Annotated in this window: 13 protein-coding genes; 8 read left to right on the forward strand and 5 right to left on the reverse strand. The window is 60.2% G+C overall.

What is annotated here, in order from left to right; all coding sequences use genetic code 11:
- From AC6RA8_RS12970 to AC6RA8_RS12980, 3 genes are all read right to left on the reverse strand, one after another.
- A partial coding sequence (locus tag AC6RA8_RS12970; protein ID WP_500353163.1) for a DEAD/DEAH box helicase occupies positions 1–1,285 on the reverse strand: 1,285 nt, incomplete at its 3' end.
- Positions 1,286–1,436: 151 nt separating this feature from the next.
- Positions 1,437–1,730, reverse strand: coding sequence for a hypothetical protein (locus AC6RA8_RS12975; RefSeq protein ID WP_500353164.1), 294 nt, complete (start codon positions 1,728–1,730; stop codon positions 1,437–1,439).
- Between the two features lie 4 nt (positions 1,731–1,734).
- Positions 1,735–3,345, reverse strand: a complete 1,611-nt coding sequence (locus AC6RA8_RS12980; protein WP_500353165.1) for a peptide chain release factor 3 — start codon at positions 3,343–3,345, stop codon at positions 1,735–1,737.
- 189 nt (positions 3,346–3,534) lie between these two features.
- Here AC6RA8_RS12980 and AC6RA8_RS12985 point away from each other — a divergent pair, with 189 nt between their 5' ends.
- Both AC6RA8_RS12985 and AC6RA8_RS12990 read left to right on the forward strand, forming a co-directional pair.
- Complete coding sequence (locus AC6RA8_RS12985; RefSeq protein ID WP_500353166.1) at positions 3,535–3,909, forward strand: BrnA antitoxin family protein; 375 nt, start codon at positions 3,535–3,537, stop codon at positions 3,907–3,909.
- Between the two features lie 69 nt (positions 3,910–3,978).
- Entirely contained in the window at positions 3,979–4,344 is a 366-nt protein-coding gene (locus tag AC6RA8_RS12990) for a SnoaL-like domain-containing protein (RefSeq protein WP_500353167.1), read from the forward strand.
- Between the two features lie 79 nt (positions 4,345–4,423).
- Here AC6RA8_RS12990 and AC6RA8_RS12995 read toward each other — a convergent pair whose 3' ends face one another.
- Together AC6RA8_RS12995 and AC6RA8_RS13000 are read right to left on the reverse strand one after the other, a co-directional pair.
- Positions 4,424–5,263, reverse strand: a complete 840-nt coding sequence (locus AC6RA8_RS12995) for a universal stress protein (RefSeq protein WP_500353168.1) — start codon at positions 5,261–5,263, stop codon at positions 4,424–4,426.
- 84 nt (positions 5,264–5,347) lie between these two features.
- Positions 5,348–6,349, reverse strand: a complete 1,002-nt coding sequence (locus tag AC6RA8_RS13000) for a Hint domain-containing protein (RefSeq protein ID WP_500353169.1) — start codon at positions 6,347–6,349, stop codon at positions 5,348–5,350.
- 137 nt (positions 6,350–6,486) lie between these two features.
- Between AC6RA8_RS13000 and AC6RA8_RS13005 the strand changes: the two genes are divergently transcribed.
- The 6 genes from AC6RA8_RS13005 to AC6RA8_RS13030 form a co-directional block, all read left to right on the forward strand.
- Positions 6,487–7,266: an SDR family oxidoreductase gene (locus AC6RA8_RS13005; protein ID WP_500353170.1), complete on the forward strand. Its 780-nt coding sequence runs from the start codon at positions 6,487–6,489 to the stop codon at positions 7,264–7,266.
- A 122-nt stretch (positions 7,267–7,388) separates the two neighbouring features.
- Positions 7,389–8,516: a YhaZ family DNA alkylation repair protein gene (locus tag AC6RA8_RS13010; RefSeq protein ID WP_500353171.1), complete on the forward strand. Its 1,128-nt coding sequence runs from the start codon at positions 7,389–7,391 to the stop codon at positions 8,514–8,516.
- A 172-nt stretch (positions 8,517–8,688) separates the two neighbouring features.
- Positions 8,689–9,477, forward strand: a complete 789-nt coding sequence (locus AC6RA8_RS13015) for a metallophosphoesterase (RefSeq protein WP_500353172.1) — start codon at positions 8,689–8,691, stop codon at positions 9,475–9,477.
- Between the two features lie 194 nt (positions 9,478–9,671).
- Positions 9,672–11,027 carry an SLC5/6 family protein gene (locus tag AC6RA8_RS13020; RefSeq protein WP_500353173.1) on the forward strand — a complete coding sequence of 452 codons (1,356 nt, stop codon included), beginning with the start codon at positions 9,672–9,674 and terminating at the stop codon, positions 11,025–11,027.
- Between the two features lie 36 nt (positions 11,028–11,063).
- Positions 11,064–12,152, forward strand: coding sequence for an ABC transporter ATP-binding protein (locus tag AC6RA8_RS13025; protein WP_500353174.1), 1,089 nt, complete (start codon positions 11,064–11,066; stop codon positions 12,150–12,152).
- A partial coding sequence (locus tag AC6RA8_RS13030) for a Lin0512 family protein (protein WP_500353175.1) occupies positions 12,149–12,329 on the forward strand: 181 nt, incomplete at its 3' end. The genes AC6RA8_RS13025 and AC6RA8_RS13030, both read left to right, overlap by 4 nt.

Raw genomic sequence — 12,329 nt, forward strand, 5'->3', positions numbered from 1 at the left:
TTTCTGCCTTGGTTTCGGTGGTTGCTTCTACCGGTGTTTCGGTTTTCGGCTCCGATTTTGACCGTGTTGACCGGCTACGTGTCGACTTTGGCTTTTCTTCCGTGTCCAATTTGTCCGAAGCGGTCGGTTTGGATGACTTCACCGGGTTGTCGAGCCGCGGGATCTCCTTCTGGATCAGCTTTTCGACCGCATCGAACTGCTTTTCATCGCGGGGCACGCAAATGGTGATGGCCTTGCCCTCGCGCCCGGCACGACCCGTCCGGCCGATGCGGTGCACGTAATCCTCGGGGTGGCCGGGAACGTCGAAATTAAACACATGGCTGACCGATGGAACATCGAGGCCCCGCGCTGCCACGTCTGAGGCCACAAGGATCCGCAATTCCCCATTGCGGAAACCGTCCAGCGTACGTGTCCGTTGCGACTGGTCCAGATCGCCATGGATCGGTGCCGCATCATATTTGTATTTTTTCAGGGACTTGGCGACGATATCCACATCGGTCTTGCGGTTGCAGAAGATGATCGCGTTGGTCAGCTTTTCGCCTTCAGCGTCGATCAGGCCGCGCAGCACCTTGCGCTTCTCGCTGGCCTCACGGTCCTTGCGTGACCCTTTGAACATGACCACGCCCTGTTCGATGGTCTCGGATGCAGTGGCTTGACGGGCCACTTCGATACGTTCCGGGTTCGACAGGAAGGTGTTGGTGATGCGCTCAATCTCGGGCGCCATGGTGGCGGAGAAGAACAGCGTTTGGCGGGTGAAGGGCGTGAGGCCAAAGATGCGTTCGATGTCGGGAATGAACCCCATGTCGAGCATACGATCGGCTTCGTCCACGACCATGACCTTCACGTCGTTCAGGATCAGCTTGCCGCGCTCAAAGTGATCGAGCAGGCGGCCGGGCGTGGCGATCAACACATCGACGCCTTTGTCGATCAGCAGGTCCTGCTCTTTGAAGCTGACGCCGCCGATCAGCAGCGCCTTGGTCAGCTTTACATGCTTGGCATAGGTGTCGAAGTTTTCGGCCACCTGCGCCGCCAGTTCTCGTGTCGGGCACAGCACAAGGCTGCGTGGCATACGGGCGCGGGCGCGGCCACGGGCCAATGCGGTGATCAGGGGCAGGGTGAAGCTGGCAGTTTTACCGGTCCCGGTCTGGGCAATCCCCAAAACATCGCGCCCTTCAAGGGCTGCTGGAATCGCACCGGCCTGAATAGGTGTTGGCGTTTCATAGCCAGCTTCATCGATGGCTTTCAGCACCTTGGGATTCAGGTTCAGATCAGAAAATTTTGTCATGTATGTCCGTTGGTTGCGGACACTGACTTGGCCCGCGGCGTCTGATGATGTTAGCCCGAGTGGCCCAGAGGGGGCACCGTGCCCCAACATGCTGCGCGTCCATAGCAAAGGCGCTGCTTCGCGTCAAACTGCGCCGTCGGGGGGTAGTGGGTCACTTTGAATTTTCTGGCTGATGTGTAGTTCGGGCGCGGTTGGGTTTGCCTTGCCAATATCCGTCGTCACATTGCGTGAAACGCACCCGTGGATGGGCAAGCCTTTCAGCGATGGACACATCAGGCGCGTCCAGATGGATACGGATGCGGTGGGCGCCAAGATCGAGGTGAAAGGCGATGAATTCCGCGACCTTGCGCAAGGGTGCCTTGACAGTGGACACAATGCCCCAACGCAGCTTTACCGGATCTGTCTGCACCGGCTGCGGGACCGGGATTTGCGGCCCATCGGTCATGGCTTCAGACCATCATTTCCTTGGTCGCGCTGAGCGTTACATCCGGATAGTCGCGGGCCACCCGGTCGATGTCCCACTGCAGGCGGGTCAGGTACACGATGTCGCCATCGTGGTCGTGGCTGATATGTTGCTTGTTGCTTTCCGTAAACTTATCAACGGCTTGTTTGTCGCCGCTCACCCAGCGAGCGGAGGTGAACTGCGACTGTTCGAACCGCACGGGCAACCCGTATTCCAGCTCGATCCGACTGGCGAGCACTTCGAATTGAAGCGCACCCACGACGCCGACGATAAAGCCTGATCCGATGGACGGTTTGAACACTTTCGCCGCCCCTTCCTCGGCAAATTGCATCAGCGCTTTTTCCAGATGCTTGGCCTTCAACGGATCGCCGGCGCGGACACCTTGCAGCAGTTCGGGGGCAAAGCTGGGGATACCTGTAACACGCAAAGCTTCACCTTCGGTTAACGTGTCGCCGATGCGCAGTTGCCCGTGGTTCGGGATGCCGATGATGTCGCCCGCCCAAGCCTCTTCCGCCAATTCGCGGTCGGAGGCGAGGAACATGACGGGGTTCGAGATGGCCATGGGCTTTTTGGACCGCACATGGGTCAGTTTCATGCCGCGTTTGAAGTGGCCGGATGCCATGCGGAGGAAGGCGACGCGGTCGCGGTGCTTGGGGTCCATATTGGCTTGAACTTTGAAGACAAAGCCGGAAACCTTTGATTCCTCGGGTGAAATCTGGCGCGGTTCTGCAGATTGAACCTGCGGTTCCGGGCCGTAGTTAGCGATGCCGTCCATCAGTTCCTTGACGCCGAAGGAGTTGATGGCAGAGCCGAACCAGATAGGGGTCAGGGTGCCTTGCAGCATCGCCTCGGCATCCAGTGGTGGCAGCAGCTCGCGTGCCATTTCAAGCTCTTCACGAAGCTGGTTCAGCTGCGCCTCGGGCACGTGGTCGGCCAGCTTGGGGTCATCCAAGCCGTTGATTTCAATGCTTTCCGCAACTTTGTTACGGTCAGCGCGGTCCATCAGTTCCAGACGGTCGCGCAGGATGTCGTAGCAGCCGATGAAGTCGCGACCCACGCCGATGGGCCAGGACGCGGGCGTTACGTCAATAGCAAGGTTTTCCTGGATTTCGTCAATGATCTCAAAGACGTCGCGGCTTTCGCGATCCATCTTGTTGCAGAAGGTCAGGATCGGCAGGTCGCGCAGGCGGCAAACCTCGAACAGCTTTTGCGTCTGGCTTTCCACACCCTTCGCCCCGTCGATGACCATGATCGCGGCGTCCACCGCCGTGAGCGTGCGATAGGTGTCTTCGGAGAAGTCGGAGTGGCCGGGTGTGTCCACAAGATTGAACCGGAACGTATTGGTTTTACTTGTGAAATCAAAAGACATCGCCGAGGCGGACACCGAGATGCCACGGTCTTTTTCCATCGCCATGAAGTCGGACCGGGTGCGGCGTGCTTCGCCCTTGGCGCGGACCTGTCCGGCCATCTGGATGGCCCCGCCGAACAGCAGGAACTTTTCGGTCAGGGTCGTCTTGCCCGCGTCGGGGTGCGAGATGATCGCGAAGGTGCGGCGACGGGCGATTTCGGGGGGCAATTCAGGGCGGTTATCCAACATGGGCGCCGTATATCCGGCGTCTCAAACCGGGGCAAGCGCGGCATGTTTTGAAGCCGGCAGCAGGGTGTCACCCCCCGTGCAGCATCCGTACACCCCCTGTGCACCCCCAACGCACGCACGGGTCAGGGCGCGTTAACCCTTTGGTGACAGTCTTGCCCCTTGCGCAGATCGCAGACAGGAGCCGACGCCATGCATCAGAGCCAACGTAAAGCCCAACTGGACCTGATGGTGACGCTGGATCGCCATCAGGGCGAGATGCGGTACAAGCATATCGAGGACTCGATCCCGGCGGCATGGAACGGGCTGGACAGTTTTGATGGCGTCAAACCGCACAAGACGCGCGTCACCATTCGACTGGATGCGGACATGGTGAAGTGGTTTCGCAAGCTCGGCCCGAACTATTCCCAACGGATGAATGATGTGTTGCGCATTTACTGGTCTGCGCTGATGGGTGGCCAGATCACGGCCTTTATAGGCGATGACCCGATGCCGCGGATGACGCTGGAGATGAATGCGCTGAACAAGCGCATGAAGGAGTTGAACGCAGAGATGGGGATCACCTGAGGCGTCGTGACAAAAACTGTCAGTGGGGCGACGTAGGGTTGGGATATTCATTCCAACGAGGATACCGCCATGACGTTAAATGAAATCGCCGACAAACTGGTCGAGGGCTGCCGCAACAACACCTCGGCCGAAAATCTGGACACGCTGTACGCGGCTGACGCCGTTTCGGTCGAGGCCACGGACAATGGCATGGGGCGCGAGGTTCAGGGTATCCCCGCGATCCGCGGCAAGCATGAGTGGTGGGAAGCTACGTTCGATGTGCTGGACGCCTCGGTATCCGACGCAATGCTGCATCCGGACGACCGCTTTGCCGTGATCTTTGAGTTGAAGGCCAAGCACAAGGAAAGCGGTGAGGTCACCGACATGAAAGAGGTGGCGTTGTATACGGTTGCGGATGGGAAGATCGCGCGGGAAGAGTTTTTCTACGCGGTGTGAGCATACCGTTTTGGGCTCTATGATGTGCGCGAGAGGCGGTTGAACGTCTCTCGCCTTTTTGGTGACCAGCAAGTTCAGCCTATGGTCTGGCGATCAGCACATCGCACAAGGGTTCCCGCATGAGATCGGTCGCCAGTGAGCCGAGAAGACTGCGCGCTGCGCCGACCCGCCCATGAGCGCCGACCGCAATCAGGTCAACATTGCCGGTGTCCACCTTGCGCCGGAGAATGGGGTAGGGCACGCCCGCCAGAATTTCGAGCTGCTCCATCTGCTCTGTTGGCAGGTCTTCGGCCCGCATCCACGCCTTGGCTGAGCTTTCCGCCTCTTGTCGGAACGACGCTTCGATGGCGTCGGCGGCGGCCTTGGTCTGCGACAGCATCCCGGAATAGGGGATGTGCAGCGCGTGGACTGGGTGGATGGTGGCGGTCGGCGCCAGGGCGTGCGCCATCCGCATGGCACCACTGCAGGCCGGGGAGAAGTCGCAAGCGGACAGAACCGTGGAATAGGCATGGTCGACCCGGTCCGTCACCAGAAGAACTGGTGTCGAGATGCGCCGCACGATGCGCTGCATCGTCGTTTCGCGCACGGCATCCAGAAACGGGCGCTGGCGGTGCGTGCCCATGACAAGCAGATCAACCTCGTCTGTGCAGGCGCGAATGATGTTGGCGCTGGGATCCCCTGGCTCGGCCTTGATCGTCACGTTCACCCCGTCGCAGACCGTAGTGACAAACCGGTCCAGCGTGGCGCGCGCCTTGGCGTGCAGGGTGTCGATGATCTCAAGCGGCATCGCATCGTCCAGCACCGTCAGAACTGTCAGTGCTGCACCATGTTCACGCGCGATTTGCGCGGCCCGGCGCACGGCCCGGTCAGACCGGATGGACAGGTCGGTGGCAACAAGGATCGATGTCAGCTTGGTCATTGATGTCTCCGTTTCAGGTGCTTGCCCCTGATGTGGAGATTGCGACGCCCGCTTGCCTTGATATGCGTCAAGCGTCGGCGGATTTCAGCGCGTCGATGCTCGTTTCAGCAATTCGGCAGCGTCCGGACGGTCCAAAAGCGTTTTCTTGACATCAAGGCCGGACAGGCCAGCATCGGTGTGCGCGGTAAGCTGTGATGACACCTCTTTAGGCAGGACCGGCATGGTGCGGCTGTCGATCAGCATGGATTCCACGGCGATCCCTTCGGCATAGATGATCTGGTGCGTGTCGAAGAGAAGTTCGAAGTAGTCCACGAACCCGCCATCCTGTACCGTCACGCTGTCGTTGTTGACCAGATGCCTGGCCTTGACGAGAAGCTCGGAACGACCGGCGCCGAGGCGATCCTTGCGCTGGTAGATGAACAGCCGGTGATCGGGCGAAACGATCAGGTTGCGGTCGTTGTTCAGGGTGCCCGCACGGATGCAGATGGGGGCGAAATCACCCGTCGCCCGGACCGTGGATTGGCCAATCCACCGCACCTCTTGCACGCCATCGTTGCGCGTCAGCACGCGATCTCCGACCACCAGGTCTTCGATCGGCTTTTGGGCGCCCGAGGCCATGGTAATATGGGTGCCGCGGGTAAAACGCGCGCAGGTGAGGTGGGCGAATTTGCTGCGCGCTTCGTCCGGTTCAATGCCCACGAGCGCGTAACCGGTCCGCGCGGCGAGCCGTGCAAGCGGCAGCAGGTAGACCTGATTGATATTGCCGGCAGCGTCCACTTCGACCAGCACGATGGCGTCCGTGATGTTGCCATCCGGCGACATGAGTGTGAGGGCGCAGTCGAGGTGGATGGCCGCCCCGGGGGTGCCGCATTCGCTGCCATCCGCAACGGTCAGGTGCGCCGGGTCAAGGGCATGTGTCGACAGCCGTACGGGCTGGGCCGATGCGGCCAGCGTATAAACATCATCTAACAGCATATCGTCCGCGCAGGCCAAAGGATCGCCAAGGTTGGCGCCTTCACTCACTACAAAGTCTTCGGCCCGGAAGACGGACATACTTTGCGCTGGCGTGTGGGCGATCTTCGTCATCTGAAGTGCTACTCGGGTTTTGGACGAAACACTAAAGTAGAATTGTGACGCCGGTCGGTCAACGGTTCGGTCTTTTACTGGCGCATCGGTGAACGTGCCGTTACCTGTTGGTGTGAAAACTGAATGGGAGAGCGATCATGGATCTAGGTATTGCGGGCAAGCGGGCTGTTGTGTGTGCTTCATCCAAGGGGCTGGGTCTGGGATGTGCGGAGGCGCTGGCTGCGGCGGGCGTGCACCTGGTCATGAATGCGCGCGGGTCCGAGGCGCTGGAGGCATCGGCAGAGGCTATCCGTGCGGTGCACAGTGTCGACGTGCAGACGGTCGCGGCTGACGTGACAACGGCTGAAGGGCAGGGCGCATTGGTTGCGGCGGCTGGGGATGCCGACATTCTGGTCAACAATGCGGGCGGCCCGCCCCCCGGCATGTGGCATGACTGGGACCGCGACGATTTCATCAAGGCGCTTGATGCCAACATGCTGGCCCCCATTGCCCTGATCAAAGCCCTTGTGCCCGGAATGATGGATCGCGGCTGGGGCCGTGTGGTCAACATCACATCGCAATCGGTGAAAGCCCCCATTCCCGTGCTTGGATTATCCAATTCGGCCCGTGCGGGTCTGACCGGTTATGTCGCGGGGACCTCGCGGCAGGTGGCGAACAAGGGTGTGACCATCAACAACCTGCTTCCCGGCATTCACGCCACAGACCGTGCGGATGCGCTGGATGGAGGTGTCGTCGCGGCCAAGGGTATCACGTTGGAAGAGGCGCGGGCTGAACGCGCAGCCACCATTCCGGCGGGCCGCTATGGCACACGGGAAGAGTTTGGCGCGGCTTGCGCTTTCCTGTGTTCACAGCACGCGGGTTTCATTGTCGGGCAGAACCTGCTGCTGGATGGCGGCGCGACCGTGGCGACAATTTAAAGCGCGGTCGCATCGGCAGACGCGACCGATGGCAAGGGTCGCTTCTGCTGCCAAAAACTGTCAGCGTCCCGGGGCTATTGGGACTTTGTACGCACCCATTTTTGTATTGAAGGACAGACCCAATGGCCAAGGCGCAGCCGACTTTTTCGCTGAAAGACCAACTTTTCAACGCTGAATCCCTGGGTGACTTGGCGGATGAGTTCGTTGCGGGCGTTCCCGGCTTTGACCGCGATGCCTTTCACGCCGCTGCCCTGTCAGGCATTGCCGAGCGGTCGTTGATGGAGTGTCTGGATTGGTTTGCGGACTGTCTGGAGCCGCATCTGGCCGCTGATTTCCCAACGATGGCGGACCAATTACAAGCGGCGATGCCGCCCCGGCTTGACCCTACGCTGCGCGATGACGATTTTGGGCGCTTCATTCACGCTGTGCCAGGGGTTCTGGCGGTCCGGCACGGGTTGGAGGATCACCGTGAACGCGCGCTGGACCTGCTTTATGAAGCCACGCAGCGCTTCTCCATGGAGTTCTACATCCGCGCCTTCCTGAACCGGTGGACGGATGAAACACTGGCCCGTCTGGAGATGTGGGCCGGCGATGAGAACTACCATGTCCGGCGATTGGTCAGCGAAGGGATGCGGCCCAAGCTGCCCTGGGCGCGGAAGGTAGAGCTGACGTTGGATCAGACCTTGCCGCTGCTGGACCGCTTGCAGGCGGATCCCACCCGCTTTGTCACGCGTTCTGTCGCCAACCATCTCAATGACGTGGCCAAAACCGCGCCTGATGCCGTGTTGGAGCGGCTGGCCAATTGGGAGGCGCAAGCCACGCAGGACGCCAAGGAGCGGGCGTGGATGCGACGCCATGCCTTGCGGACGCTGATCAAGGATGGGCATCCGGGCGCGATGGATATGCTGGGCTATCGCGGTGATGCGGACCTGACGGTGTCTGTTGATGTGGCGACGCCAACGGTGCCGTTGGGCGAAGGGCTGACATTCACCGTTACGCTGGACGGGGCAGAGGTAACTCCTGTCCTGGTCGACTATCGCATCCGGTTTGCCCGGCCTGGAGGGAAAACCGGTGAAAAAGTGTTCAAGCTGAAGGTCGCCGAGGTGAAACCCGGCAAGCCGCTGGTGTTGAAAAAGGTGCACAAGCTGAAGGCCAATGCGACGACTTTTGAATTGCATCCCGGCGCACATGGGTTGGTTGTGCAAGTGAACGGTGTGGATCGGGCAGAGGCGTCATTCGACATCGTTTAGGGTTGGTGAGTGCACTCTTTGCTGCGCAAATTCGCCCACCCGCCAACCCGACCATAGGCGGTCGGACGGATGACATGTGAAAACGATTTGGCGTCCGGTCGGGATGTCCGGGGCTTTAGTGTGCCGCGCCCGTGATCTGTTTGGTCGTGACGAAATCAAGGAGTAAGATTTGTTGAATGTAATATGGCTATCTGACCCACACTTCACGCATGAAGGTGATGTGCTTGGCCACAACCCTCGTGTCCGGCTCAAGGCCGCTATCGATCATATCAATATGCACCATGCCGATGCGCGGGTTTGTGTCATTTCCGGTGACATGGTCAATCGGGGTACTGAGGGCGACTACATCGCGCTGCGCGCCCAGTTGGATGGCTTGTCGATCCCGTTTCTGCCGATGGCCGGAAACCACGATGATCGCGCTTTGCTCAGGCAGTTTCTTCCCCTGCCTGACACTTGCATGCCCGGCTTTGTCCAGTACCACGTTTCGACATCCGAAGGGCTGATCGTTTGTCTGGACACACAGAAAGAGGGATCGGATGCCGGAGAGTTCTGTCGCGAGCGCCGTGCTTGGCTGACCAATGTGCTTGAGAACGCGGAGGGCGTGCCGGTCTATCTGTTTATGCATCACCCGCCGCATTCTTTGGGATTGCCAATACAAGACACCGGGAAAATGGAGGATGGCGAGGCGTTTCTTGACCTCGTCTCGAAGTATGAGTGTGTGAAACACATGTTTATTGGACATGTTCATCGTCCCATCACCGGAACTGTGAGGGGGGTGCCATTTGCGACGATGCGGTCCGTTCTGTATCAAGCTCCGGCACCGCGGCCCGACTGGGATTGGGAGACCTTCAGCCCCGGTGAGGAGGCCCCGAACCTTGGCGTGCTCACCATCTCAGGCACATCTGTGACCCTGCAATACGAGCAATTCTGTGCATATCAGAAAGGCGTGCGGGACCAGTAGGTCCGTGCTCTGACCGGATGGTGTTCGTGGCGCGTTTGCTTGGTTTGAGTCTTCAAGCGATCTGGGAATCTGCGCCTTCGACACAAACGTCCGGCCCCACAGGGAACCAACTGGTTCACAAAGCCGTCAGGCGGGCTGGATGGGGCGAAGTGCGCCTGTTACCTGCCGGTAAACCCTTACCGAAAGGTCCATAAATGACTCCTGTTGCCCTGATCGCCCTGTTCGTCGTTCTGATCGGGGCGAGCGTGTTGGCGGCACCGCGTCGCGTGTCGGTCGACGGGTTTTATTCAGGCCAGATAGCGGGGCAGGCCCCCGGTTTGTGGGTGCTGGTGTTGAGCCAGGTGACGACCTGGATTTTTGCCCGGAGCCTGATGAATGCCGCCATTCTTGGCTATTTCTACGGAATTGCAGGTACCTTGGCCTACGCCGCGTATTACGGCAGCTTCCTGACCGGTGGTTTCATCGTGGCGCGACTGAGGGCGCAGGGGGCTATGTCGGTTCAGGATTGGTTGCACGACCGGTTCGGTTCGCGCGGCACTGCGGCCTACAATCTGGTCATTGCGCTGCGTCTGCTGTCCGAGGTGTTTGCCAATCTCTTGGTGGTTGGGTTGATTGCGGGTGCTGTCATCGAAGGCAGTGGCACGTGGGCCATCCTGATCGTCGCTGTTGTCGGGTTGGCATATTCCGCCTGGGGTGGGCTGAGTGCCGCCCTACGCACCGATGTTGCACAGATGTCTGTTTTCCTTGGTGTGTTTGGTATTGCCTTCCTCTACCTTGTGCTGAGCCCCGGTTTCTCGCTGGGGGCGGTGCTGACTGCCCCGGGCACCGCGGGCGCTTGGAATGGCTGGGTGTTGCTGGTTGTTGCGGCGCTGCAGGTGTTTTCCTATCCGGCCCATGATCCGGTGATGATGGACCGGGGGTTTATTGCCGACGAAGAGACCACGCGCCGGTCTTTCCTGCATGCGTTCTGGCTGTCGACCTTTTGCATCATCGGCTTCGGCTTCTTTGGCATTCAGGCCAGCCTTGTCGGGGCGGAGTACGAGGGAGAGTTGATTGGCACATGGGGGAGCATGTTCCCGATGTGGGTCTTTGCCCTTTTGATGCTGTCGCTGCTTGTGTCGGCCCTGTCGACGCTGGATTCGGCCCTGTCTTCGTCGGCCCGGTTGGTGGTTGAGGAATTGGCGCTGGCGCCGCGCACACTGATGGGTGGGCGCGCGGTGATGGTCGTGTTCATGGTGCTGGGGGCCGGTCTGACCCTTTGGGGCAACGCGACGCTGTTTGATGCCGTGGCGGTCAGTGGCACGGCGTCGATGTTTCTGACACCGGTGTTGATTGTGGGCCTCGTGCTGGGACTGCGCATGCCGACATGGTCCTACCTTGTGGCGTTCGCTGCCGCGATGCTGGGCGCGTTGGCGTATTTCGGGCGCGCTTGGCCTGTCTTTGCTTCTGTCCTGCCAGACGGGCACAAATACGAGCAGTTGCTGGTGATTTGCGTCTTCGTTCTGGTGGCTGGCTTTGCGGCAGTGCTTGCGGGGGCGCGCCGGGCCTGATACGTCCCGACTGTTTTGATCGGGTATGGGGACGCCGTGACTGCACCTCGGCTGGAAATTCGCAATCTCGTGCGCAGCTTTGGGGGGCGGCGTGTGGTCGATGGGGTGAGCCTGTCGATCCAGCCGGGACAGGTGACGTGCCTGCTGGGACCGTCCGGGTGTGGCAAGTCCACGACCTTGCGCATGATCGCAGGGGTCGAGATGCAGGACTCGGGCGAGATCTATGTCGACGGCAAGTTGATCTGTGACACGCGGTTTCGTGTGCCGCCTGAGCGGCGCGAGATTGGCCTGATGTTTCAGGACTTTGCGCTGTTTCCGCATCTGAGCGTCGAGGGCAATATCGCTTACGGATTATCCGGCAGTCGTGATGAGAAGCGCGCGCGTGTGGTCGAGATGCTGGAGCGGGTGCGTATGTCACGCTTCATCGACATGTATCCGCACCAGTTGTCGGGTGGTGAGCAACAGCGTATCGCATTGGCGCGGGCCTTGGCGCCGCGTCCTCGGATCATGCTGATGGACGAGCCGTTCTCGGGCCTCGACAACCGGCTGCGAGATGGTATCCGGGATGAGACGCTGGCGATCCTCAAGGAAGAGGATACCGGTGTTCTGCTGGTCACGCATGAACCGGAAGAAGCCATGCGCATGGCGGATGAGATTGCCTTGATGCGGGACGGGCATATCGTACAGCAGGGGGCGCCGTACAACGTCTATACCCGCCCAGTGGACCGCGCGTCTGTTGCTTTCTTCAGTGATGCCAACAGGTTGCGATCTGTTGTTGAAGGGGCTTTGGCAATAACTCCCTTTGGTCACTTTTTGGCGCCCGGTGTGGCCGATGGCACGCAGGTGGATATCGTCTTCCGTCCCCAGCACGTGAAGATCGACTTTGACCGGGCCGGTGTTGGGCCTGGTCCGACGGCAGCCGAGGGGACGGCAGCGCGGGCCCATGTGGTGCGGTCGCGGTTCATGGGCAATGAGAGCCTTGTGGAGTTTCGTCTGGATGACGGCGTGGCCCTGATCAAAAGCACCGTGCCGGGTGTGTTCCTGCCGCAGCCCGACACCGTGATGTGGCTGCGTGTGCGGCGCGACAAATGTTATGTCTTTCCAAGTTCGGAGGCGGCGGAATGAGTGGACCGATGATTGTGGAGTTCGGCCTGGGCACGTCTCTGCGCAGGGGCAGTTACACCGAGGCGGCGGCGCGGGCCGTGCGCGCGGCCTTGTGGCGCAATTCGATCAACCTGGCCGAATATATGGGTGTGGGCAAAGAGGATATGCGGATCAAGGTGCATATCGGGTGCGCCAAGC

This window comes from Tateyamaria sp., from assembly GCF_059783535.1.